This is a genomic window from Micromonospora siamensis, assembly GCF_900090305.1.
GTDB lineage: Bacteria > Actinomycetota > Actinomycetes > Mycobacteriales > Micromonosporaceae > Micromonospora > Micromonospora siamensis.
In genome coordinates this window covers 5,342,159-5,365,590 of sequence record NZ_LT607751.1, presented here as the reverse complement: position 1 = coordinate 5,365,590, position 23,432 = coordinate 5,342,159, and the positions used below count along the sequence as shown (strand labels likewise).

The 23,432-nt window shown below is 73.4% G+C and carries 17 protein-coding genes, 2 tRNA genes and 1 pseudogene; 18 read left to right on the top strand and 2 right to left on the bottom strand.

Translation table 11 applies throughout. From position 1 onward, the window contains the following. Window positions 1–12: 12 nt before the first annotated feature. The 13 genes and pseudogenes from GA0074704_RS24395 to GA0074704_RS24330 all read left to right on the top strand — a co-directional run bounded on the left by GA0074704_RS24395 (window position 13) and on the right by GA0074704_RS24330 (window position 16,788). On the top strand, window positions 13–648 hold the full coding sequence (locus tag GA0074704_RS24395) for an EboA domain-containing protein (RefSeq protein ID WP_088972648.1): 636 nt from the start codon (window positions 13–15) through the stop codon (window positions 646–648). Further along, window positions 648–1,502, top strand: coding sequence for a TatD family hydrolase (locus tag GA0074704_RS24390; RefSeq protein WP_088972647.1), 855 nt, complete (start codon window positions 648–650; stop codon window positions 1,500–1,502). Before GA0074704_RS24395 ends, GA0074704_RS24390 begins: the two co-directional genes overlap by 1 nt. Next, a complete protein-coding gene (gene eboE, locus GA0074704_RS24385; protein ID WP_088972646.1) occupies window positions 1,502–2,710 on the top strand; it encodes a metabolite traffic protein EboE in 1,209 nt (402 codons plus the stop codon). The genes GA0074704_RS24390 and eboE overlap by 1 nt, the downstream gene beginning before the upstream one ends. Beyond that, entirely contained in the window at window positions 2,707–4,101 is a 1,395-nt protein-coding gene (locus tag GA0074704_RS24380; protein ID WP_088972645.1) for an alkaline phosphatase family protein, read from the top strand. The genes eboE and GA0074704_RS24380 overlap by 4 nt, the downstream gene beginning before the upstream one ends. Then, window positions 4,098–5,165 carry a polyprenyl synthetase family protein gene (locus GA0074704_RS24375; RefSeq protein ID WP_088972644.1) on the top strand — a complete coding sequence of 356 codons (1,068 nt, stop codon included), beginning with the start codon at window positions 4,098–4,100 and terminating at the stop codon, window positions 5,163–5,165. The genes GA0074704_RS24380 and GA0074704_RS24375 overlap by 4 nt, the downstream gene beginning before the upstream one ends. A gap of 490 nt (window positions 5,166–5,655) precedes the next feature. Further along, window positions 5,656–6,408, top strand: a pseudogene (locus GA0074704_RS24365) (ThuA domain-containing protein); the annotation flags it as partial. A gap of 166 nt (window positions 6,409–6,574) precedes the next feature. Then, window positions 6,575–9,442 (top strand): PQQ-dependent sugar dehydrogenase, encoded by a 2,868-nt coding sequence (locus GA0074704_RS24360; protein WP_088972642.1) that lies wholly within the window; start codon window positions 6,575–6,577, stop codon window positions 9,440–9,442. Further along, complete coding sequence (locus GA0074704_RS24355) at window positions 9,439–11,547, top strand: ThuA domain-containing protein (protein ID WP_088972641.1); 2,109 nt, start codon at window positions 9,439–9,441, stop codon at window positions 11,545–11,547. The genes GA0074704_RS24360 and GA0074704_RS24355 overlap by 4 nt, the downstream gene beginning before the upstream one ends. 257 nt (window positions 11,548–11,804) lie before the next feature. Then, the gene (locus tag GA0074704_RS24350) at window positions 11,805–12,998 is read left to right on the top strand and encodes a sensor histidine kinase (protein WP_088972640.1); all 1,194 of its coding nucleotides are present in this window, start codon (window positions 11,805–11,807) and stop codon (window positions 12,996–12,998) included. Further along, window positions 12,995–13,672, top strand: coding sequence for a response regulator transcription factor (locus GA0074704_RS24345; protein ID WP_088972639.1), 678 nt, complete (start codon window positions 12,995–12,997; stop codon window positions 13,670–13,672). Before GA0074704_RS24350 ends, GA0074704_RS24345 begins: the two co-directional genes overlap by 4 nt. Window positions 13,673–13,784: 112 nt before the next feature. Then, window positions 13,785–14,717 carry an ABC transporter ATP-binding protein gene (locus GA0074704_RS24340; RefSeq protein WP_088972638.1) on the top strand — a complete coding sequence of 311 codons (933 nt, stop codon included), beginning with the start codon at window positions 13,785–13,787 and terminating at the stop codon, window positions 14,715–14,717. Next, window positions 14,714–15,541, top strand: a complete 828-nt coding sequence (locus GA0074704_RS24335; protein ID WP_088972637.1) for an ABC transporter permease — start codon at window positions 14,714–14,716, stop codon at window positions 15,539–15,541. The genes GA0074704_RS24340 and GA0074704_RS24335 overlap by 4 nt, the downstream gene beginning before the upstream one ends. 236 nt (window positions 15,542–15,777) lie before the next feature. After that, window positions 15,778–16,788, top strand: a complete 1,011-nt coding sequence (locus tag GA0074704_RS24330) for a sugar phosphate isomerase/epimerase family protein (protein WP_088972636.1) — start codon at window positions 15,778–15,780, stop codon at window positions 16,786–16,788. Between the two features lie 163 nt (window positions 16,789–16,951). Here the strand turns inward: GA0074704_RS24330 and GA0074704_RS24325 are convergent, their stop codons facing one another. Beyond that, window positions 16,952–18,136, bottom strand: coding sequence for an ROK family transcriptional regulator (locus GA0074704_RS24325; RefSeq protein ID WP_088972635.1), 1,185 nt, complete (start codon window positions 18,134–18,136; stop codon window positions 16,952–16,954). Window positions 18,137–18,236: 100 nt separating this feature from the next. After that, the gene (locus GA0074704_RS24320) at window positions 18,237–18,650 is read right to left on the bottom strand and encodes a hypothetical protein (protein ID WP_088972634.1); all 414 of its coding nucleotides are present in this window, start codon (window positions 18,648–18,650) and stop codon (window positions 18,237–18,239) included. Between the two features lie 275 nt (window positions 18,651–18,925). On the opposite strand from GA0074704_RS24320, the gene GA0074704_RS24315 reads away from it, so the two are divergent. The 5 genes from GA0074704_RS24315 (at window position 18,926) to GA0074704_RS24295 (ending at window position 23,426) form a co-directional block, all read left to right on the top strand. Further along, window positions 18,926–18,998: transfer RNA gene (locus tag GA0074704_RS24315), tRNA-Asn, on the top strand. A gap of 227 nt (window positions 18,999–19,225) precedes the next feature. Next, entirely contained in the window at window positions 19,226–21,367 is a 2,142-nt protein-coding gene (locus tag GA0074704_RS24310; RefSeq protein WP_088973946.1) for an MMPL family transporter, read from the top strand. Further along, window positions 21,357–22,598, top strand: coding sequence for an FAD-dependent oxidoreductase (locus GA0074704_RS24305; RefSeq protein ID WP_088972633.1), 1,242 nt, complete (start codon window positions 21,357–21,359; stop codon window positions 22,596–22,598). Before GA0074704_RS24310 ends, GA0074704_RS24305 begins: the two co-directional genes overlap by 11 nt. Window positions 22,599–22,642: 44 nt before the next feature. Next, entirely contained in the window at window positions 22,643–23,206 is a 564-nt protein-coding gene (locus GA0074704_RS24300) for a hypothetical protein (protein ID WP_157743786.1), read from the top strand. A gap of 143 nt (window positions 23,207–23,349) precedes the next feature. Beyond that, a tRNA-Ile gene (locus tag GA0074704_RS24295) sits at window positions 23,350–23,426 on the top strand. Window positions 23,427–23,432: the final 6 nt, after the last annotated feature.

Below are 23,432 nucleotides of genomic sequence, written 5' to 3'. Positions count from 1 at the left end.
GGAGGCAACGGTATGGAACCGGAACGACTGCGGGCCGCGCTGCACGGCGTACCCGATCCGGAGTGGCTGGACGAGGCGCTGCGCCGCGTCGCGGCCGAACCGACGACGATCGCGCGGCACTTCGCCGCCGCCGGCCGGCACTGCGGCCGGGCCGAGCTGCCCGACCTGCCCGGCTGGACCGCCGACGAGGCGGCCCGGGTGCTGCTGCTGACCGCGCTGCCCGCCGGTCACGCCGACGCGGCGACCGCCCTCTACCGGCACGGCGACGCCGCCGAGAAGCGGGCCGTGCTGCGCGCCCTGCCGCTGCTGCCCGTCGGCGCGGCCGGCGTGCCGCTGCTGCACGACGCGCTGCGCACCAACGACACCCGGTTGGTCGCCGCCGCGCTCGGCCCCTACGCGAGCCACCTGGACCAGGCGGCCTGGCGGCAGGGGGTGCTCAAGTGCGTCTTCATGGGCGTCCCGCTGGCCGCCGTGGCCGACCTCGACGGGCGCGCCGACGGCGAGCTGGCCGTGATGCTGGCCGGCCTGGCCGCCGAGCGCGCCGCCGCCGGCCGACCGATGCCCGCCGACGCCACCGCCCTGCTCGACCGGCTCGCCGGCGGAGCCGGCCAGGCCACCCCCGCACAGCTCAGCCCCACGGAGGCATGATGCGCATCTTCGACCCGCACATCCACATGACCTCGCGGACCACCGACGACTACGAGCGGATGGCCGCCGCCGGGGTACGCGCCGTGGTGGAGCCCGCGTTCTGGCTCGGCCAGCCCCGCACCGGCCCGGAGAGCTTCGCCGACTACTTCGACTCGCTGATCGGCTGGGAGCCGTTCCGGGCCGGCCAGTTCGGCGTCCGGCACCACGCCACCATCGCGCTCAACCCCAAGGAGGCCAACGACCCGCGCTGCCGGCCCGTGCTCGACCTGCTGCCCCGCTACCTGGACAAGGACGGCGTGGTCGCGGTCGGCGAGATCGGCTACGACTCGATGACCCCGGCCGAGGACGAGGCGTTCGCGGCCCAGCTCGCCCTGGCGGTCGCGCACGAGCTGCCGGCGCTGGTGCACAGCCCGCACCGGGACAAGGCGCGCGGCGTCGAGCGCAGCCTGGCCGTGGTCGCCGAGTCCGGCATCGAACCTGGCCGGGTGGTGATCGACCACCTCAACGAGGTGACCGTGAATCTGGTCCGGGACACCGGCGCCTGGCTCGGCTTCTCCATCTATCCCGACACCAAGATGTCCCCGCCCCGGATGGTGGAGCTGCTCAGGACGTACGGCACCGAGCGGATGCTGGTGAACTCGGCCGCCGACTGGGGCCGGTCCGACCCGCTGCTCACCCGGGCCACCGGCGAGGCGATGCTGGCCGCCGGTTTCACCGACGACGACGTCGACCGGGTGCTGTGGCGCAACCCGGTGGAGTTCTACGGGCAGTCCGGGCGGCTGGACCTGGCCGACCTGGACGTCACCGCCGTGGACCCGGCGACCGGCAACTCGATCCTGCGCGGGGGTGAGTGATGCGGCTGCGGCACGCCGACGGCAGCAACGTGCATCTCGGCTACTGCACCAACGTCCATCCGGCCGAGGACCTGGCCGGCGTCCTCGCCCAGCTCGACACGTACGCGCTGCCGGTGCGGGAACGTCTCGGCGCCGACCTGCTCGGGCTGGGCCTCTGGCTGGCCGCGCCGGTCGCCGCCGAGCTGGCCGCCGACCCGGAGCTGACCCGCCGGTTGCGGACCGAGTTGACCGCGCGCGGGCTGGAGGTGGTCACCCTCAACGGCTTCCCCTACGCGGCGTTCCAGGCCCCGGTGGTCAAGGGCGACGTGTACCAACCGGACTGGACCACCCCGGACCGGCTCGCGTACACCCTGCACCTGGCGAGGATCCTGGCCGACCTGCTGCCCGACGACGCTGCCCGGGGCTCGGTCTCCACCCTGCCGCTGGCCTGGCGCGACCCGTGGGACAGCCGACGGGCCGACGCCGCCCGCCACCGGCTGGACCAGCTCGCCGACGGGCTGGCCACGGTGGAACGGGAGTCCGGCCGGACCGTCCGGGTCGGCTTCGAGCCGGAGCCGGGCTGCGTGGTGGAGTCCACCGGGCAGGCCGCCGCGCTGCTCGCCGGCGTGGACGTCCAGCGGCTCGGGATCTGCCTCGACCTGGCCCACCTGGCCTGCGCCTGGGAGGAGCCGGCCGCCGCGCTGGACCGGCTGCGGACCGCCGGGCTGCCGGTGGTCAAGGTGCAGGTCTCCGCCGCCGTCGAGGCCGCCGACCCGGAGGCCGCCCGGGGGGCGCTGCACCGCTGGGTGGAACCCCGGTTCCTGCACCAGACCCGGTCCGCGAGGTGCGCCGGCGGCGGCGACCCGGCCGACCCGGCGTACGCCGCCGACGACCTGGACGAGGCGCTGGAGCGGCGGCTGCCCGGGGCGTGGCGGGTGCACTACCACGTGCCGTTGCACGCGCCGCCCGAGGAGCCGTTGACCTCCACCGTCCCGGTGCTGCGGGCCGCCCTGGCCGAACTCTTCGCCGGCCCGGCCGCCGGCTGCGACCACCTCGACGTCGAGACGTACACCTGGGGGGTGCTGCCCGTGCAGCGACGACCGCGCACCGATGCGGAGCTGGCCGGCGGCATCGCCGCCGAGCTGGCCTTCGCCCGCGACGAGCTGGTCGCCGTCGGCCTGACGCCGGTGCCGGCCCCGGTGCCGGCCGGATCGGGGGTACGCCGATGAGCCGCCCGGTCGTGGTGCTGAACGTGGTCGGGTTGACCCCTCGGCTGCTGGCGCACATGCCCCGGCTGCGGGCGGTCGCCGACGGCGGGTTCACCGCCGAGCTGGGCACCGTGCTGCCCGCGGTCACCTGCTCCGCGCAGGCCACCTTCCTCACCGGCGAGCTGCCGAAGGAGCACGGCATCGTCGGCAACGGCTGGTACTTCCGCGACCTGGGCGAGGTGCTGCTGTGGCGGCAGCACCACGCGCTGATGGGCGGGGAGAAGGTGTGGCAGGCGGCCCGGCGGCAGCGCCCCGACTGGACGGTGGCCAACGTCTGCTGGTGGTACGCGATGGGCGCCGACGTGGACTGGACGGTCACCCCGCGCCCGGTCTACCACGCCGACGGGCGCAAGGACCCGGACTGCTACACCGACCCGCCGGAGCTGCACGACGAGCTGACCGGCAGGCTCGGCACCTTCCCGCTCTTCACCTACTGGGGGCCGGGCGCGGGGATCGCCTCGTCGCGGTGGATCGCCCGGGCCGCCGAGCAGATCATGGCGGAGAAGAACCCGGACCTGACCCTGGTCTACCTGCCGCACCTGGACTACGACCTGCAACGCTACGGGCCGTCCGCGCCGCAGGCGGCCCGGGCGGCGACCGAGCTGGACAAGGTGCTCGGGCCGCTGCTGGACGCCGCCCGGGGCCGGGACGCGACGGTGGTGGTGCTCTCCGAGTACGGCATCACCGACGTCTCCCGGCCGGTCGACGTCAACCGGGCGCTGCGCGCCGAGGGGCTGCTGCGGGTGCACACCCAGGAGGGGATGGAATACCTCGACCCGTGGGTGTCCCGGGCCTTCGCCGTCGCCGACCACCAGGTCGCCCACGTGTACGTGAAGGACCCGGCGGACCTGCCGACGGTGGCGAAGCTCTGCGCCGGGCTGCCCGGGGTGGCCGAGGTGCTCGACGCCGAGGGCCGGGCGGCGTACGGGCTGGACCACGACCGCGCCGGTGACCTGGTGCTGGTCGCCGAGCCGGACGCCTGGTTCACGTACTACTACTGGCTGGACGACGCCCACGCGCCGGACTTCGCCCGGGTGGTGGAAATTCATCGGAAGCCGGGTTACGACCCGGCCGAGTTGTTCTTCGACCCGGCCGCGCCCGGGGCCGCGAAGCGCCGGGCGGCGGTGGCGCTGGCCCGCAAGAAACTCGGGATGCGGTACCTGATGAGCGTGGTCGGGCTGGACGCCGGCGCGCGGGCGGTACGCGGCTCGCACGGCCGGCTGCCGGAGGACCCGGCGGACGGGCCGGTGCTGCTCTGCTCCGACCCGTCGGCGGCCCGCGAGCGGGTGCCCGCCACCGGGGTGAAGGGGCTGCTGCTGGAGCTGGCCGGCCTGCGTCCGGAGTCCCCGTGACGGTGACCGTCGCCCCGGCCGACGCCGTACGCCTGCGGGCCCGGTTCGACGCGGAACTCGCGGCGTTCCTGGACCGGCAGGGCGTGCAGTGGCCGGACGGGGCGCCCCGGGGCGTCTTCACCGCGCTGCACCGGTTCGTGCTGGCCGGCGGCAAGCGACTGCGCCCGATGTTCTGCTACTGGGGCTGGCGGGCCGCCGGTGGGGGAGACGGCACGCCGATCGTGGTCGCCGCGGCGGCGCTGGAGCTGTTCCACGCCTTCGCGTTGATCCACGACGACATCCTGGACGGCAGCGACCGCCGCCGGGGCGAGCCCTCGGTGCACCGGCTCTTCGCCGACCTGCACGCCCGTTCGTCGTGGCGCGGCGACCCGGAGGCGTACGGGCGCAACACCGCGCTGCTCTGCGGGGACCTCTGCGCCGCCTGGTCGGACCAGATGTTCCACGAGTGCGGGCTGAGCACCGCCGAGGTGCAGCGGGGGTACCGCTGGTTCGCGTTGATGCGTACCGAGGTGATCGCGGGGGAGTACCTGGACCTGGTCTCCGGGGTGGGCGACGGCTCGGTGGCCAGCGCGCTGACGGTGATCCGGATGAAGGCGGCCCGCTACACGGTGACCCGGCCGTTGCAGATCGGGGCGGCGCTGGCCGGCGCGGAACGGGCCCTGCTGGACGCGCTGGTCGAGTTCGGTGACCCGCTGGGCGACGCGTTCCAGCTCCGCGACGACGTGCTGGGGGTGTTCGGTGACCCGGCGGTGACCGGCAAGTCCGTGCTGGACGACCTGCGGGAGGGCAAGCCGACGGTGATGATGGCGCTGGCCCGCGGCGCCGCCGACCGGGTGCAGGCGGCCCGGCTGCGGGAGCTGTTCGGTAACGCGGAGCTGGACGCCGGGGGCGCGGCCGAGCTGCGCGGGATCATCGAGGCGACCGGGGCCCGCGAGCGGATCGAGCGGATGATCCGGGTCCGTGCGGCGGCGGCCCGGGAGGCGTTGGAGCGGTTGCCGCTGGCCGGTCCGGCCCGGGCCGCCCTCGCCGGCCTGGCCGCCCAGGCCGTGCACCGCACCGCCTGACCCGCCCGAGTCCACCCTCGACTTGGACCTCGGCGCGGGCCTGGGCCCGGCGCAGGCTGGGCCTCGGCTCGGCTCGGCTCGGTCCCGGGTCAGGCTCCTGGTTCGGCTCGGTCCCGGGTCAGGCTGCTGGTTCGGCTCGGTCCCGGGTCAGGCTGCTGGTTCGGCTCGGTCCCGGGTCAGGCTGCTGGTTCGGCTCGGTCCCGGGTCAGGCTGCCGGTTCGGCTCGGTCCCGGGGCAGGCCCCCGGCTCGGCTCGAGCCCGGGGCAGGCCTCCCGGTGAGTCCGCCGGGTGCCTACAGACTTGAGAGCGTCAACGACTCACGACCGTTGAGTCGTACACGCTCTCAAGTCTGTAGCGTCCGAGACGGACGTCCGATCCTCCACGCAGGAGCAGGAGCAGGAGCAGGAGCAGGAGCAGGAGCAGGAGCAGGAGCAGGAGCAGGAGCAGGAGCAGGGTGGGGCCCCGACCCCGGCCGGAAGGAGCCTCGGCCATGCGAGCACCGCACATCGTCCTCGGCACGGTCACCGCCCTGCTGGTCACCGCCGCCTGCACCGGCCCGGAGCCGGCGGGCGAGGACGCCCCCGCCGAAGGCCGGTACGAGGTCCTGGTCTTCTCGAAGACCGCCGGGTTCCGGCACGACTCGATCCCGGCGGGCATCGAGGCGGTCCGCGAACTGGGCGCGGCCAACGGCTTCACCGTCACCGCCACCGAGGACGCCACCCGGTTCACCACCGCCGACCTGGCGAAATACCAGGCCGTGGTCTTCCTCAACACCACCGGGGACGTGCTGGACCCGGCCCGGCAGGCGGCGTTCGAGGGTTACGTCCGGGCCGGTGGGGGCTTCGTCGGGGTGCACGCGGCAGCCGATACCGAGGAGGACTGGCCGTTCTACGGGGAACTGGTGGGTGCCCGCTTCGCCCGGCACCCGGCGGTGCAGCGCGCCACCATCCGGGTCGAGGACCGCAGCCATCCGGCCACCGCCCACCTCGGCCCCACCTGGGTCCGCACCGACGAGTGGTACGACTACCGCACCAGCGCCCGCTCCACCGCGCACGTGCTGGCCAGCCTGGACGAGTCGTCGTACGCGGGCGGGGCGATGGGGGCCGACCACCCGCACGCCTGGTATCAGGCGTACGCCGGGGGCCGGTCGTTCTACACCGGCGGCGGCCACACCCCCGCCTCCTACGCGGAGCCGGCGTTCCGGGCGCACCTGCTCGGCGGCATCCGGTACGCGGCCGGCCGGTGACTTTCCGCAGGATGAGCAGAAGTTCATGCTGATCGATCAGAAGACATGGACTTCACAATCGAGAAACGTTAATGTCATTCCGGTTGCAACCACCCCCGCAACGGCATCCGGCGCGACGGCGCGCGCCCCGCCCTGGCAGCTCCAGTCAGGAAGGGACAGCTCGATGTCCAACTCCCCGTACGCCCGTCCTCGACGACCCCGTCCCCGCCCCGCCGCCGGCCTCGCCGCGCTGCTCCTGGTCGCGGCGGCCGGCACCACCACCCTGGCGGCCGGACCGGCCGCCCTCGGCGGGCCCACCCCGGCCGCCGCCCACACCATCACCGCCAGCGACTTCCAGCAGGTCGAGCTGGCCCGCGGCGTCGCCGAGACCGGCGAGCCGATGTCCCTGGCCGTGCTCCCCGACCGCTCGGTGCTGCACACCGCCCGCAACGGCACGCTGCGCCGCACCGACGCCGCCGGCACCACCACCGTGATCGGCACCCTGTCGGTCTACAACCACGACGAGGAGGGGTTGCAGGGCGTCGGCGTCGACCCCGGCTTCGCCACCAACCGGCAGGTCTACCTGTACTACGCCCCGCCGCTGAGCACCCCCGCCGGGGACGCCCCCGCCACCGGCACCGACTTCTCCGCCTGGCAGGGCGTCAACCGGCTCTCCCGGTTCACCCTCAACGCCGACTGGACGCTCAACCAGTCCAGCCGGGTCGACGTGCTCGACGTGCCCGCCGACCGGGGCATCTGCTGCCACGTCGGCGGGGACATCGACTTCGACGCCGCCGGCAACCTCTACCTCTCCACCGGCGACGACACCAACCCGTTCGACTCCGGCGGCTACTCGCCGATCGACGAGCGGACCAACCGCAACCCGGCGTACGACGCGCAGCGCAGCGCCGGCAACACCAACGACCTGCGCGGCAAGATCCTGCGGATCAAGGTGAACGCCGACGGGTCGTACTCGATCCCGGCCGGCAACCTCTTCTCGGTCGGCACCGCGAAGACCCGCCCCGAGATCTACGCGATGGGCTTCCGCAACCCGTTCCGGATCAGCGTCGACAAGGCCACCGGCGTGGTCTACGTCGGCGACTACGGGCCGGACGCCGGCACCAGCTCCACCCGCGGCCCGTCCGGCCAGGTCGAGTTCGACCGGGTCACCGGCCCCGGCAACTACGGCTGGCCGTACTGCACCGGCACCAACACCGCCGCCGAGACGTACGCCGAGTGGGACTTCGCCACCGGCACCGCCGGGCCGAAGTTCAACTGCGCGGGCGGCCCGACCAACAACTCGTTCCGCAACACCGGCCAGGCCACCCTGCCCGCGGCCAAACCCGCCTGGATCCGGTACGGCGGCGACGCCGGCACCCCGGCCGAGTTCGGCGGCGGCTCCGAGTCCCCGATGGCCGGCCCGGTCTACCGCTACAACGCCTCCTCCACCTCGACCACCAAGTTCCCGCAGTCCTTCGACGGGCAGTTCTTCGCCACCGAGTTCGGCCGCGGCTGGATCAAGCCGATCCACCTCAACGCCGACGGCACCCCGGGCACCATCGACGCCTTCCCGTGGACCGGCAAACAGGTGATGGACTCGGCGTTCGGGCCGGACGGCTCGTACTACGTGCTCGACTACGGCACCGGCTACTTCAACGGCGACGCCAACTCGGCGCTATACCGCTTCGACCACGTCGGCTCCGGCAACCGGGCGCCGGTGGCGAAGGCGGCGGCAGACCGGACCTCCGGCGCGGCCCCGTTGACCGTCAACTTCTCCTCGGCCGGTTCGGCGGACCCGGAGGGCGGCGCGTTGACGTACTCGTGGGCGTTCGGTGACGGCACCAGCTCGACGGCCGCCAACCCGGCGCACACCTACTCGGCGAACGGCACGTACACGGCGACGCTGACCGTGCGCGACCCGCAGGGCGCGACCGGCACGGCGAGCGTGCCGATCAGCGTCGGCAACACCGCGCCGACGGTCACCGTGAACACCCCCGGCAACGGCCAGCTCTTCTCGTACGGCGACACGGTGCCCTTCTCGATCACCGTCACCGACCCGGAGGACGGCGCGATCGACTGCGCGAAGGTCAAGATGACCTACGTGCTCGGCCACGACCAGCACGGCCACCAGATCACCTCGGTGAACGGCTGCACCGGCTCGATCACCATCCCGGTCGACGGCGAGCACGACGACGCGGCGAACATCTTCGCCATCTTCGACGCCGAGTACACCGACTCCGGTGGCCTGACCACGCACACCCAGCAGACCCTGCAACCCCGGCACCGGCAGGCCGAGCACTTCAAGACCTCGTCCGGAATCGCCACCTTCGACAAGGCCACCGCCGAGGGCGGGAAGACCGTCGGCAACATCGACAACGGGGACTGGATCGCGTTCACCCCGTACCAGCTGGGCAACGTCACCTCGTTCAGCGCCCGGGTCTCCTCCGCCGGGCAGGGCGGCACCCTCCAGCTGCGCGCCGGCTCACCCACCGGCACCGTGCTCGGCTCCGCCACCGTCCCGGTCACCGGCGCCTGGGACTCGTTCACCACGGTCACCGGCGCGGTCTCCGGCGCCCCGGCCGGCACCACCACGCTCTACCTGACCTTCGCCGGCCCCACCACCGGCGCCCTCTACGACGTGGACTCCTTCACCCTGACCACGTCGGCCGTGCGCACCGGACCGGTCAAGGGGCTGGCCGGCAAGTGCCTGGACGTCCGCAACGCGGCCACCGCCGACGGCACCCAGATCCAGCTCTACACCTGCAACGGCACCGGGGCGCAGAGCTGGACGGTGACGCCGAACTCCACGGTCAGGGCGCTGGGCAAGTGCCTGGACGTCTCCGGCGGCGGCTCCGCGGACGGCACCAAGATCCAGCTCTGGACCTGCAACGGGACCGGCGCACAGAACTGGTCGGCGCAGGCCGACGGGACGCTGCGCAACCCGCAGTCCGGCAAGTGCCTGGACGTCTCCGGCAACAACTCCGCCGACAGCACCCCGGTCCATCTGTGGACCTGCACCGGCGCCGCCAACCAGAAGTGGACCCTGCCATGAGGATTCCCCGACCAGTTCTCGGCGCGGCCACCGCCGTCCTCGCCGCCGTCGCCTGCACCGTCCCCGCCACCCCGGCGGCCGCCGCCGACGCCCCGTACGACGTGCTGGTCTTCTCCAAGACCGCGGGCTTCCGGCACGACTCCATCGCGGTCGGCACCCAGGCCATCCGGGACCTGGGCGCGGCCAACAACTTCACCGTCACCGCCACCGAGGACGCCATCCGGTTCACCACCGCGAACCTGGCGCAGTACGAGGCGGTGGTCTTCCTGAACACCACCGGCGACGTGCTCGACCCGACCCAGCAGAGCGCCTTCGAGTCGTACATCGGTGCGGGTGGGGGCTTCGTCGGGGTGCACTCCGCCGCCGACACCGAGTACGACTGGCCGTTCTACGGCAACCTGGTCGGCGCCTGGTTCGCCTCCCACCCGGCCATCCAGCAGGCGAACGTCAAGGTGGAGGATCGGGCGCACGCCGCCACCGCCCACCTGCCGCAGACCTGGACCCGCACCGACGAGTGGTACAACTACCGCACCAACGCCCGCTCCACCGCGCACGTGCTGGCGAGCCTGGACGAGTCGTCGTACTCCGGCGGGTCGATGGCCGGCGACCACCCGCACGCCTGGTGCAAGGCGTACTCCGGGGGCCGGTCCTTCTACACCGGCGGCGGCCACACCCAGGCCTCCTACAGCGACCCGGCGTTCCGCGCCCACCTGCTCGGCGGCATCCGGTACGCGGCCGGCCGCGCCAAGGCCGACTGCCGGGCGGAGACCGGCTACACCGCCCTCTACAACGGCGCCACCACCGGCTGGTCCCAGGCCGGGCCGGGCAGTTTCACCAACTCCGACGCCACCCTCACCTCGGTGGGCGGCATGGGCCTGTACTGGTACAGCGCGAAGCAGTTCACCAGCTACTCACTGAAACTGGACTGGAGGCTGGCCGGGGACGACAACTCCGGGGTGTTCATCGGCTTCCCGCCGTCGACCGACCCGAACTCGGCGGTGAGCAACGGCTACGAGGTGCAGATCGACCCCACCGACACCCCGGACAGGACCACCGGCGCGGTCTACGGCTTCAAGTCCGCCGACCTGGCGGCCCGGGACGCCGCGCTCAACCCGGCGGGGGAGTGGAACACCTACGAGCTGCGGGTCGAGGGGGAGCGCCTGCAGGTCTTCCTCAACGGGGTGAAGATCAACGACTTCACCAACACCGATCCGGTCCGCTCGCTCGCCGGCCACATCGGCATCCAGAACCACGGGACCGGCGACGACGTCTCGTTCCGCAACATCCGGATCAAGGAACTCGGCGGCACCCCGCCGCCGAGCGGCGACACCACCGTCCAGGCCGAGGCGTACAGCACCGCCAGCGGCGTCAGCCCGTACACCAAGGCCGGGGCCAACGGCGGCCAGACCCTCGGGTACGTCGACCCGGGCGACTGGGCCGCGTACAACGGCCTGGACCTGACCGGGGTGACCTCGCTGCGGGCCCGGGTGGTCTCCGGCGGCCCGGGCGGCACCATCCAGGTCCGGACCGGTTCGCCCACCGGCACCGTGCTCGGGCAGGTGACCGTGCCGAACACCGGCAGCTGGACCACCTACGCCGACGTCGGCACCACGCTGACCGGGGTGCCGTCGGGTAGCCAGAACCTGTACCTGACCTTCACCGGTTCCGGCTCCGGGCTCTTCGACGTCGACGACTTCACCCTGGTCCGGGGCGGCTCCACCACCCGTACCGGCCCGGTCAAGGGGCTGGCCGGCAAGTGCCTGGACGTGCGCAACGCGGCCACCGCCGACGGCACCCAGATCCAGCTCTACACCTGCAACGGCTCCGCTGCCCAGACCTGGACGGTGACGCCGAACTCCACGGTCAAGGCGCTGGGCAAGTGCCTGGACGTCTCCGGCGGCGGCTCCGCCGACGGCACGAAGATCCAGCTCTGGACGTGCAACGGCACCGGTGCCCAGAACTGGTCCGCCCAGGCCGACGGCACTGTCCGGAACCCGCAGTCCGGCAAGTGCCTCGACGTCAGCGGCAACAACTCCGCCGACGGCACGCCCGTGCACCTGTGGACCTGCACCGGCGCCGCCAACCAGAAGTGGGTGCTGCCCTGACGCAGCTGACCCCCTGACCGCCCCGACCCGTCCGGCCCTCCCGCCGGGCGGGTCGTGCGGGTCGTGGATTTTGCGGGTCGATGCTTCGACCAGCGCGATACCTCAGAGGTATTTCTATGCCTCTCGGGTATCACGCTCGAAAAGTCGTCCGCCCCGAGCGGGTCCGGCAAGCCGGCCTGGTCCGCGCCGACCGGCCCCGGCACGCCGGCCGTCGAGGCGGGCGGTCCGACCACAGGTCGCTGCCGTACCTTGGCCGCATGGGACGCCTCGCGGACTGGCGTCGGGTCGCCCGGACGCACCCGACGGTCGCCGACGCGCTGCTGGCCGCGCTGCTCTTCGCGGTCAGCCTGCTGCCGGTGAACCCGCCCGGCGGCCCACCCCGCGACCCGCTCACCTTGGGCGCGGTGCTGCTCGCCCTGATCGGCTGCGGCGCGCTGGCCGTACGCCGCCGGCACCCGCTGCCGGTGCTGGCCGTGGCGCTGGTCGCGGTGATCCTGTCGCTGCTCAGCCACCAGGCGCGCGGTCCCTTCGTGCTCAGCGTGGCGATCGCCGCGTACACCGTGGCCACCCGGACCGACCGGCGGACCGCCTTCCTGGCGGGCGGGGTGAGCGCGCTGCTGCTCGGTGCGGCCGGCGTGGCCACTCTCGGCGTGGGCTGGCTGGACCCGGCCGTGGTCGTGCTGATCCTCTGGTTCGGGGTGGCGGTGGCCTTCGGCGACGCGGTGCGCAGCCGCCGGGCGTACGTGGCGGTGCTGGAGGAGCGGGCCCGGCGCGCCGAGCGGACCCGGGAGGAGGAGGCCCGCCGACGGGTCGCCGAGGAACGGCTGCGCATCTCCCGCGAACTGCACGACGTGGTCGCCCACCACATCGCGGTGATCAACGTGCAGGCCGGGGTGGCCGGGCACCTGCTGCGCGAGCGGCCCGACGCCGCCGAGGAGGCGCTCGGGCACGTCCGCTCGGCCAGCCGGTCGGTCCTCGACGAGCTGGGCGCCCTGCTCGGCGTGCTGCGCCGGGACGGCGAGCCCGAGCCGGCCGCCCCCACCGAACCGGCGCCCAGCCTCAACCGCCTCGACGCGCTGGTCGAGGGGTTCAGCGCCGGCCAGCCGGTGCGCTGGACCGTGGGCGGCGCGCCGCGCCCGCTGCCCACCGCCGTCGACGTGGCCGCGTACCGGATCATCCAGGAGTCGCTGACCAACGCCCACCGGCACGCGCCGGGCGCGGCCGTCGCGGTCCGCCTGCGCTACGACCCCGAGGGCGTCACCATCGAGGTACGCGACGACGGCGTACCCGCGGGTGGGACGCCGCCGACGCCCCGACCCGGCGGCGGTCTCGGGCTGCTCGGCATGCGGGAGCGCGCCGAGGCCGTCGGCGGCACCTTCACCGCCGGCCCCCGCCCCGAGGGCGGCTTCGCGGTGCGCGCCCAACTCCCCGCCCCCGAGGAGGAGGCATGATCCGGGTACTGCTCACCGACGACCAGAAGCTGATCCGGGCCGGCTTCCGGGCGCTGGTCGACTCCGCCCCCGACCTGACCGTGGTGGGCGAGGCCGCCACCGGCCGGGAGGCGGTGGAACTGGCCCGCTCCACCCGCGCCGACGTGGTGTTGATGGACATCCGGATGCCCGAGCTGGACGGGCTGGCCGCCACCGAGGCGATCACCGCCGACGACGGGCTGGCCGGCGTGAAGGTGCTGGTGCTGACCACCTTCGAGGTCGACGAGTACGTCTTCCGGGCGCTGCGCGCCGGTGCCAGCGGGTTCCTCGGCAAGGGCGTCGGCCCGACCGAGCTGCTCGACGCGATCCGGACCGTGGCCGCCGGTGAGGCGCTGCTCTCCCCGAAGGCCACCCAGGGGCTGATCGCCCGCTTCCTGGCCCAGCCGGAACTCCAGGAGCGGGCCACCCCCGAACGGCTGCGGGTGCTCACCGACCGGGAACGGGAGGTGCTGGGTCTGGTGGCGGCCGGGCTGTCCAACGAGCAGATCGCCGAGCGGCTGGTCGTCTCGCCGCTGACGGCGAAGACCCACGTGAACCGGGCCATGATGAAGCTGGGCGCCCGCGACCGGGCGCAGCTCGTCGTGATCGCGTACCAGAGCGGGCTGGTCCGGGTCGACCAGCCGCCGGCGCGCTGAGGCGGCCCGCGCCCGCGGTAGCCGGCGTCCCCGCCTACCACGTCCGCGGTACGCGCAGGTGTCCGCGCCCGGCCGACGCGCAGGCAGGGGTACGCGGGCGATCGTTGGACGCATGATCGATGTGACCAACCTGAGCAAGCGGTACGGCGACAAGGTCGCCGTCGACGACCTGACCTTCCAGGTGCGGCCCGGGATCGTCACCGGGTTCCTCGGCCCGAACGGCGCCGGCAAGTCCACCACCATGCGGATGATCATCGGCCTGGACGCCCCCACCTCCGGCACCGTCACCGTCGACGGCCGCCGGTACGCCGACCACCCGGCCCCGCTGCGCGAGGTCGGCGCCCTGCTGGAGGCGAAGGCGGTGCACACCGGGCGGTCGGCCCGCAACCACCTGCTGGCGATGGCCGCCACCCACGGCATCGGCGCCCGACGGGTCGACGAGGTGATCGAGCTGGTCGGGCTGCGTGAGGTGGCCGGTCAGCGGGCCGGCGGGTTCTCCCTCGGCATGGGCCAGCGGCTCGGCATCGCCGCCGCGCTGCTCGGCGACCCCAAGGTGGTGATGCTCGACGAGCCGGTCAACGGCCTCGACCCGGACGGCATCCGGTGGATCCGCGGCCTGCTCAAGGGGCTGGCCGCGCAGGGCCGCACGGTCCTCGTCTCCTCCCACCTGATGAGCGAGATGGCGCAGACCGCCGAGCACCTGATCGTGGTCGGCCGGGGCCGGCTGATCGCCGACGTGCCGCTGGCCGAGTTCACCCGGCAGGCGTCCCGGACCACCGTGCGGGTCCGCTCCCCGCAGGCCGGCACCCTGCGTGAGCTGCTGCTCGGCCCGGACGTGACGGTCACCTCCGGCGAGCCGGGGCTGCTGGAGGTGACCGGGCTGACCCGCGAGCAGATCGGCGACCGGGCCGCCACGGCCGGCCTCACCCTGCACGAACTCTCCGCCACCGAGGCCTCCCTGGAGGAGGCGTTCATGACCATGACCCGGGACGCCGTCGAGTACCACGGCGAGACCGACCGGCCCGCCGTAGGGAGCGCCCGATGACCGCCACCACCGTCCCGCGTCCCACCGTGCCCGCCGACGCCCGGGTCACCGGGTGGCGGGTGCTCCGCGCCGAGTGGATCAAGTTCCGCTCGCTGCGGTCGTCGCTGATCATGCTGGCCGCCACCGTCGTCGTCCTCGCCGGCCTCGGGCTTGCCTTCTCCGCCTTCCTCGCCAACACCACCATCGAGCCGGGCACGCCCGCGCCACCCGGTGGGCCGTCCTCACTCGACCCGCTCGGCGCCAGCCTCGGCGGGGTGAACCTCGCCCAGCTGCTGATCGGCACCCTCGGCGTGCTGCTGGTCGCCGGCGAGTACTCCACCGGCATGATCCGTTCCTCGCTGGCGGCCGTGCCGAGGCGCTGGCCGGTGCTGGTCGGCAAGGTCGGCGTACTGGCCGGGGTGTCGCTGGCGGTGCTGGTGCCGACCGCGCTACTCACCTTCGGAGGCGGGCAGGCGATCCTCGGCGACAAGGGTGTCGCGCTGACCGACGACGGGGTGCTGCGTGCCGTGCTGGGCACCGCGGGCTACCTGGCCGGGGTGGGCGTGCTCGGGGCGGCGCTGGGCGCGCTGCTGCGCAACACGGCCGGCGCGCTGACCAGCGTGGTGGCGCTGTTGCTGGTGGTGCCGGGGGTGGTGTCGCTGCTGCCGGAGAGCTGGTCGGATGCCGTGTCGCCGTACCTGCCGTCGAACGCCGGCCAGGCGTTCATGTCGATCGGGTCGAACCCCGACCTGCTCTCCCCGGCGGCCGGCGCGGCGGTCTTCGTGGCCTGGCTCGCGGTGCTGCTCGGCGCCGCCGTCGTCCAGCTCCGCCGCCGCGACGCCTGAGGCGTGGAAAGGGGCCCGGTGCCATCGGGCCCCTTTCCCAACCGCCGGGGCGGTTCTAGAGTGGGGGCGGCGACCGTGCCGGCCGCCGGTGCACCGACGGGAGGCGCAACCCGTCGGTCCCAGGTGCTTCCCGCGCCCACCGGTGTCCCACGGCGGTCCGCCGTGCTCCACCCCGGTCGCCCCCGCCCCGGTCCCGCACCGAGGAATCCCCATCACGACAGGGGAGAGAACAGACAATGGCGCGACCCATCACGCTCTTCACCGGCCAGTGGGCCGACCTCCCGTTCGACGAGGTCTGCCGGCTCGCCTCCGAATGGGGCTACGACGGCCTGGAGATCGCCTGCTGGGGCGACCACTTCGAGGTCGACAAGGCGCTCGCCGACGACTCGTACGTCGAGCGCAGGAAGGAGACGCTGGCCAAGCACAACCTCCAGGTCTTCACCATCTCCAACCACCTGGTCGGCCAGGCCGTCTGCGACCACCCGATCGACGAGCGCCACCAGGACATCCTGCCCGCGCGGATCTGGGGCGACGGCGAACCCGAGGGGGTACGCCGGCGCGCCGCCGAGGAGATCAAGGACACCGCCCGGGCGGCGGCGAAGCTCGGGGTGAAGACCGTCGTCGGGTTCACCGGTTCGTCGATCTGGCACACCCTGGCGATGTTCCCGCCGGTCCCGCCCGCGATGATCGAGCGCGGCTACCAGGACTTCGCCGACCGGTGGAACCCGATCCTCGACGTCTTCGACGAGGTGGGCGTGCGCTTCGCGCACGAGGTGCACCCCAGCGAGATCGCGTACGACTACTGGACCACCAGGCGCACCCTGGAGGCGATCGGGCACCGGCCCGCGTTCGGGCTGAACTGGGACCCGTCGCACTTCGTCTGGCAGGAGCTGGACCCGGTGAACTTCATCTTCGACTTCGCCGACCGGATCTACCACGTGGACTGCAAGGACGCGAAGGTGCGTACCGGCGACGGGCGGCGCGGCCGGCTCGCCTCCCACCTGCCCTGGGCCGACCTGCGGCGCGGCTGGGACTTCGTCTCCACCGGCCACGGCGACGTGCCGTGGGAGGACTGCTTCCGGGCGTTGAACGCGATCGGCTACGACGGCCCGATCTCGATCGAGTGGGAGGACGCCGGCATGGACCGGCTGGTAGGCGCGCCGGAGGCGCTGCAGTTCGTCCGCCGGCTGGCCTTCGACGCCCCGTCGGCCGCGTTCGACGCCGCGTTCAGCAGCACCCGCGACTGACCCGCCGCGCGGCTGTCCGTCGCCGGTGACCCTCCAAGATCACGTTCGATCCAGGATGTAGTGGCCTCCTCGTCGATCCGAGGCCACTACATCCTGGAAACAGCACGATCTTGGGCGCGGGACGGCGCGGCGCAGCGGCACGCGCCGCGGGAGTGCCGGCCGGTCAGGCGGGGGTGAGGACGTGGTCGCTGGCCAGCCGGGCCGCGCCGATCACGCCGGCGCAGTCGTCCAGGTCCGACAGGACGATCGGCATGGTGCCGGTGGAGAGCGGGGTGGACCGCCGGTAGACCAGCCCCCGGATCTCGGCCAGCAGCACCGGCCCGATGCCCGGGGCCACGCCACCGATGATGACGATGCCCGGGTTGAAGAAGCTGACCAGCCCGACCAGGATCTGCCCCAACCGGCGGGCCGCGGCCCGGACCAGGGCCTGTGCGGCGGCGTCCCCGCCGGTGGCCGCCCGGGCCACGTCGAGGACGGTCAGCTCGCCGGCCTCGTCCAGCCGCTCGGCGAGCACCGTCGAACGGCCGGTCCGGGCGGCGGTCACCGCCTCCCGGACCAGGGCGGCGTCACCGCTGTACGCCTCCAGGCAGCCGTTGTCGCCGCAGGCGCAGAGCGGGCCGTCGTCGGCCAGGCGCAGGTGAGCGATGTCGCCCGCGCCGCTGGTGGCACCCCGGTAGACCTGGCCGCCGAGCACCAGCCCGCAGCCGATCGCCGAGCCGAGCTTGAGATGGAGGAAGTCGTCGAAGGCCCGGGCGGTGCCGGCGTGCTTCTCCCCGAGCGCCATCAGGTTGGCGTCGTTGTCCACCAGCACCGGGCAGCCCAGGTCGGCGGCGAGCGTCTCGCGGATCGGAAAGCGGTGCCAGCCGGGCAGGGCCGGGGGTGACACCGGTACCCCCTCGGCGAAGGCGACCGGCGCCGGCAGGCCGACACCCACGGCGGTGAGCTGATTCAGGCCCAGCTCGGCGCGGAGCTTGCCGATCAGCTCGACCACCCGGGCGCAGATCGCCTCCGGCCCGGCCCGGACGTCCGCCGGCTCGCTGGTCCGGGCGAGCACGGCCAGCTCGCCGTCGGTCACCGCGACGTCGATGCGCTGCGGCGAGACGATCACCCCGGCGAACCGGACGGTGGCGGCGAGCCGGAGCAGCGGCGACCGGCGGCCACCCCGGGAGGCAGCCGGTCCGGCGTTCTCCACCAGGCCGCGCTCGATCAGCCGGTCGGCCTCCGCGGCCAGCCGGGACCGGGCCAGGTCGACGGCGTCCCCCAGCTCCGCACGGGAGCGGGGCCCGTCGTCGCGCAGCAGGCGCAACAGCCGCGCCTGGTGCGCGTTCTCCGGTCGTACGACGGCCACGTGACCACCTCCACCGGAGAATCTTGCCCGACGCGCGCCCGGACGTACGGAAGCGGGCCGGTCGCCGAGGCGATCGACCCGCTTCCGGGAGTACGTGGACTCAGATGGTGCTGCCGTTGGCGCCGGTGCCGGACGGCTTGGTGCGCGGGGTGGTGGTGGCCGACGTGGTGGTCGAACCGGTGCTGGACGAGCTGCTGCCCGCCTTGGCGGCGACCGTGGCCGGCGTGCCGGCGAACGCGTCGTCGGCGGCGGTCAGCTCCTGCCGGCTGCTGCCGTTGCTGCCGGTGCTCGTGCTGAGCTTCTCGCCCAGCTTGGACTGGCCGAGCTTGTCCTTGCCCTCGCTGTAGAGCCGGGTCGCCTGGGCCTGCGCGACGCCCGCCGCCTCCTGGACGGTCGGGTGGTCGAGCACCTTGCGGCCCCGCACCACCAGCTCCTCGTACTTCTCCCGGCCGGCACGGGCGCCCAGGACGAACCCCGCAGCCAGCCCGCCAAGGAACATGATCTTTCCGCGCATGGCGGCTCCTTTCGTACCTGACGCGCCGTCGAACCCGACGGGGTGACCCGCTCGGGGCGACCTTTTCGCGCCTGCGTCCTCTGTCCGCAGCTAACTACCCATCCTGCTCCGTCCTCATACCTCCTTGTGCCGGGATGACGATATGTCCGGTTATGCCATCGGTCGAGGCGGTCGTCGTGGGAGGGGGTAACCCCCTGGACCAACACCCCCCGGTTTCCTGTACTCTTGTCCCGTCGCCGAGCACCGGGGAGATCCGGGGTGAAAGCGATGAGCAGTCCCCTGTAGCTCAATTGGCAGAGCAGCCGGCTGTTAACCGGCAGGTTATTGGTTCGAGTCCAATCGGGGGAGCTTCTCCACCAGACGCCCGTCGGCCCAGGCCGACGGGCGTTCGTCGTTCCGCCGCCGACCCGACTTGTGCCGCTGCCCGGGTTGCGGCGGCTGGTGCCCTCACCGCTCGGGAAAGCGCCTAATTGCCGCAAGTTGCGCCTTCGTCCGGGCTCGGCCGGCAGGATGGTCGATGTCGACTTAGACTCCCGCTGCGTCGATTGGTGCGTCGATTTCAAGGACGGGTGCAGATGGCCGGAGGACGGGGCCGCGCTACGGCCACACTGATCGCGGTGGCGGTCGTGCTCGGATGGCTGGTCGTGGGCGGGATCGCCGGACCGTACTCCGGCAAGTTGGGCGAGGTGTCGACCAACGACAACGCCTCCTTCCTGCCCGCCGACGCCGAGGCCACCCGGGCCCAGGACCTGGCCGCCGGGTTCACCGAGAAGCAGACCACCCCGGCCCTGGTGGTCTACGAACGCAACTCCGGCATCACCGACGCCGACAAGCAGGTCGCCGCCGCCGACGCGGCCCGGTTCGCCCAGGTGCCCGGCGTGGTCGGCCCGCTGCCCCCGCCGATCCCCAGCAAGGACGGCAAGGCGTTGCAGGTGGTCGTCCCGGTCGACGGGACCGACGGCGACCAGATCATCAGCGTCGTGGACCAACTGCGCGCCATCGCCGGCGAGAATCGCGACGGGCTCACCGTCGACGTGGCCGGGCCGGCCGGCCTGCTCGCCGACCTGATCGAGGTCTTCTCCGCCATCGACGGGCCGCTGCTGCTGGTCACCCTGGTCGTGGTGCTGATCATCCTGCTGGTGGTCTACCGCAGTCCGGTGCTCTGGATCGCGCCGCTGCTCGCCGCCGGGATGTCGTACTCGCTGGCCTCGGTCTTCGTCTACTTCCTGGCGAAGAACGACGTGATCAAGCTGAACGGGCAGGCACAGGGCATCCTCACCGTGCTGGTCTTCGGCGCCGGCACCGACTACGCGCTGCTGCTGATCGCCCGCTACCGGGAGGAGTTGCACCGGCACGCCCGTCCCTGGGACGCCATGAAGACCGCCTGGCGGGGTGCCGCCCCGGCGATCATCGCCTCCGGCGGCACCGTCATCCTGAGCCTGCTCTGCCTGCTGCTGTCCAGCCTCAACTCCAACCGGGCGCTCGGACCGGTCGCCGCGATCGGCATCGCCGCCACCCTGCTGGTGATGCTGACCTTCCTGCCGGCCCTGCTGGTGCTCGGCGGCCGGTGGGCGTTCTGGCCCCGGGTGCCCCGGCAGGACCAGGCCGACCCGCAGGCGGAGCACGGCATCTGGAGCCGGATCGCCGGCTTCGTCGCCCGCCGGGCCCGGCCGGTCTGGCTGGTCACGGCCGCGGTGCTGGGGCTGCTCATCCTGGGCCTGCCGCAGCTCGGCGTGACCACCCTCGGCCAGACCGACCTGTTCACCAAGCGCACCGACTCGGTGGCCGGGCAGGAGGTGATCGCCCGACACTTCCCGGGCGGCACCGGCAGCCCCGCCACCATCTTCACCACCCAGCAGACCGCCCGGCAGGTCGCCCAGGTGGCGCAGGGCGTGCCCGGGGTCGCCTCGGTGGCCCCGGTGACCGGCGCCCAGCAGGCCGGCCCGCCCGACCCGAACGCGCAGCCCAAGGTGGTCGACGGGAAGGTCGAGCTCCAGGCCACCCTGGCCGACCCGCCGGACAGCAACGGCGCCGAGCGGACCATCCGCGACCTGCGGGAGGCGGTGCACGCCGTGCCCGGCGCCGACGCGGTGGTCGGCGGCTTCACCGCGATCAACGTGGACACCTCGGACGCCTCCGCCCGGGACCGCAACGTCATCATCCCGGTGGTGCTGGTGGTGATCGCGATCATCCTGGCCCTGCTGCTGCGCGCCCTGCTCGCCCCGCTGCTGCTCATCGCCACCGTGGTGCTGTCGTTCCTGGCCACCCTCGGGCTCTGCGCGCTGATCTTCAAGCACCTGCTGGACTTCCCCGGGGTGGACCAGTCGTTCCCGCTCTTCGCCTTCGTCTTCCTGGTCGCCCTCGGCATCGACTACAACATCTTCCTGATGAGCCGGGTACGCGAGGAATCCGTCAAGCGGGGCACCCGGGCCGGCGTGCTCGCCGGGCTCGCCGTCACCGGTGGGGTGATCACCTCCGCCGGCATCGTGCTGGCCGCCACCTTCTCCGCGCTGGCCGTACTCCCACTGGTGGTGCTGGTGGAGCTGGGCGTGGCGGTGGCCGTCGGCGTCCTGATCGACACCATCATCGTCCGCTCGCTGCTGGTGCCCGCGTTGTCGTACGACATCGGGCCGAAGGTGTGGTGGCCCAGCCGGCTGTCCCGGTCCACGCGCGACGGCGACGACCGGATGGACGCCGGGAGTCACCGTGCCCACTGACACCGACGTCGTGATCGTCGGCGGTGGCCTCGCCGGTCTCGCCGCAGCCCGGCGACTGCACCGCGCCGGCGTGGCGTGGCGGCTGGTCGAGGCGGCCGACCGCCTCGGCGGACGGGTCGCCACCGACGCGGTCGACGGCTACCTGCTGGACCGCGGCTTCCAGGTGCTGAACACCGCCTACCCGCGGCTGGGCACCCTGCTCGACCTGGCCACCCTCGACCTCGGCTGGTTCACCTCCGGGGTGCTGGTCCGCCGCCGCGGCCGGCTGGACCGGCTGGTCAACCCGCTGCGCGAGCCGGCCGGAGCGCCCCGCACCGCGCTCGCCGGGGTCGGTTCGCTGCGCGACCGGCTCCGCTTCGCCGGCCTCGCCACCAGCTGCGCCACCCTGCCCGTCAGTCGGCTGCTCGACGCGCCGGAGACCACCACTGAGGCGGCGTTGCGCCGCGCCGGCCTCTCCACCTCCATCGTCGAGGAGCTGATCCGGCCGTTCCTCTCCGGCGTCTTCATCGACCGGGAGCTGGAGACCTCCAGCCACGTGCTGGCCATGGTGCTTCGCTCCTTCGCCCGTGGCCGGATCGGCCTGCCGGCCCGGGGGATGGGGGCGCTGCCCGCCGCGATCGCGGACCCGCTGCCGACCGGCCTGGTCGAGCTGGGCACCCCGGTCGCCGAGGTGACGCCCGGCCGGGTCCGCACCCCGGCCGGCGAGATCACCTGCCGGGCCGTCGTGGTCGCCGTTGACCCGCCCCGCGCGGCCGCACTGCTGCCGGGCCTCGGTCGGGTACGCATGCACAGCTACACCACCTACTACCACAGCACCGCCGAGGCGCCGCTGGACGAGCCGATCCTGCTGGTCGACGGGGACCGGCGGGAGCTGGTGGCGAACACGGTGGTGATCAGCCGGGCGGCGCCGACGTGCGCGCCGGCCGGACGGCACCTCGTCGCCACCTCCGTGGTCGGGCCGGCCGCGCCACCGGAGCCGGTGATCCGCGCCGAGCTGGAGCGGCTGTACGGGCGGTCCACCGCCGACTGGACGCACCTGACCACCGTGTCCATCCCGGACGCCCTGCCCGCCGCCCCGCCGCCGCAGGGCCGGCTGCGCAAGCCGGTGACGTTCGGCGACGAGCTCTTCGTCGCCGGGGACCACCGGGACAGCCCGTCCATCCAGGGGGCGCTGGCCAGCGGCTGGCGGACCGCCGGGGCGGTGCTGGCGGAGCTGCGCGGAAGGGGCTGACGATCGGGGCGCCGCGGCCGGAGTTGATCACCTGGTATCGCGCCGTGCCCCTCACCCTAGCGGCCAGAACGGACCCGCAGGCCGCGTACCCGCAGGTGCTCGCCCTGCGGGCGGCCCTGCGCGACCACGACTGGCCGGCGTTGCGGGCGATCTTCGACGGTGCCGACTGGGCCGGCTTCACCGCCGCGCCCACCACCTCGGAACGGGCGGTCGACGGCACCGTCCACCACGGGACCGACGACGAGGCCGAACTGACCATCGGCCCCGACGGCGTCACCATGGCGTTCCGCGACGCGATCTCCACCGTCGGGTACGCCGCCTGCGCCGCCCTGCTGGTCTGGCCCGACGGCGCCCGGCGGCTGATCGGCGACGACGGCATCACCCTGCACGTCGAGCCGAATCTCTTCACCCCGACGCCGGACCTGTCGATGGTCGACGAGGCGGTGCCGGGCGAGCGGCACGTCGCCCTGCCGGCCCGCGACCCCGAGCTGATCCCAGCCCCGCCGCCGACGGTGGGTCGCCTCGCCCGGATCACCCGTTCGATCCGGGAGGCGACCAACACCGCCGGGGCATGGCTGTCGGCCACCCTGCTCGACCCGGAACGGTGACGCTCCGGTCGGCCATGGCGGGACCGAACAACCGGCTGCGCGCTGTTATTCTCGCGTTGCCCATCGTGCTGCCCGGATCCTGCGTCGGCCCGTCGGGTGATGGCCGGTGATCCGTTGGGCGGGTTACGATCCGGCGCGGTGACGGGGCGGTAGCTCAGCGGGTTAGAGCAGGGGACTCATAATCCCTCGGTCGCGGGTTCGAGTCCCGCCCGCCCCACCAGCCGTT

What these genes read in the sequence shown, in the direction of transcription:
- GA0074704_RS24395 (WP_088972648.1), top strand. Translation starts at nt 13, where the DNA reads ATGGAACCGGAACGACTGCGGGCCGCGCTGCACGGCGTACCCGATCCG.
- GA0074704_RS24390 (WP_088972647.1), top strand. Translation starts at nt 648, where the DNA reads ATGCGCATCTTCGACCCGCACATCCACATGACCTCGCGGACCACCGAC.
- eboE (WP_088972646.1), top strand. Translation starts at nt 1,502, where the DNA reads ATGCGGCTGCGGCACGCCGACGGCAGCAACGTGCATCTCGGCTACTGC.
- GA0074704_RS24380 (WP_088972645.1), top strand. Translation starts at nt 2,707, where the DNA reads ATGAGCCGCCCGGTCGTGGTGCTGAACGTGGTCGGGTTGACCCCTCGG.
- GA0074704_RS24360 (WP_088972642.1), top strand. Translation starts at nt 6,575, where the DNA reads ATGTCCAACTCCCCGTACGCCCGTCCTCGACGACCCCGTCCCCGCCCC.
- GA0074704_RS24355 (WP_088972641.1), top strand. Translation starts at nt 9,439, where the DNA reads ATGAGGATTCCCCGACCAGTTCTCGGCGCGGCCACCGCCGTCCTCGCC.
- GA0074704_RS24350 (WP_088972640.1), top strand. Translation starts at nt 11,805, where the DNA reads ATGGGACGCCTCGCGGACTGGCGTCGGGTCGCCCGGACGCACCCGACG.
- GA0074704_RS24345 (WP_088972639.1), top strand. Translation starts at nt 12,995, where the DNA reads ATGATCCGGGTACTGCTCACCGACGACCAGAAGCTGATCCGGGCCGGC.
- GA0074704_RS24340 (WP_088972638.1), top strand. Translation starts at nt 13,785, where the DNA reads ATGATCGATGTGACCAACCTGAGCAAGCGGTACGGCGACAAGGTCGCC.
- GA0074704_RS24335 (WP_088972637.1), top strand. Translation starts at nt 14,714, where the DNA reads ATGACCGCCACCACCGTCCCGCGTCCCACCGTGCCCGCCGACGCCCGG.
- GA0074704_RS24330 (WP_088972636.1), top strand. Translation starts at nt 15,778, where the DNA reads ATGGCGCGACCCATCACGCTCTTCACCGGCCAGTGGGCCGACCTCCCG.
- GA0074704_RS24320 (WP_088972634.1), bottom strand. Translation starts at nt 18,650, where the DNA reads ATGCGCGGAAAGATCATGTTCCTTGGCGGGCTGGCTGCGGGGTTCGTC.
- GA0074704_RS24310 (WP_088973946.1), top strand. Translation starts at nt 19,226, where the DNA reads ATGGCCGGAGGACGGGGCCGCGCTACGGCCACACTGATCGCGGTGGCG.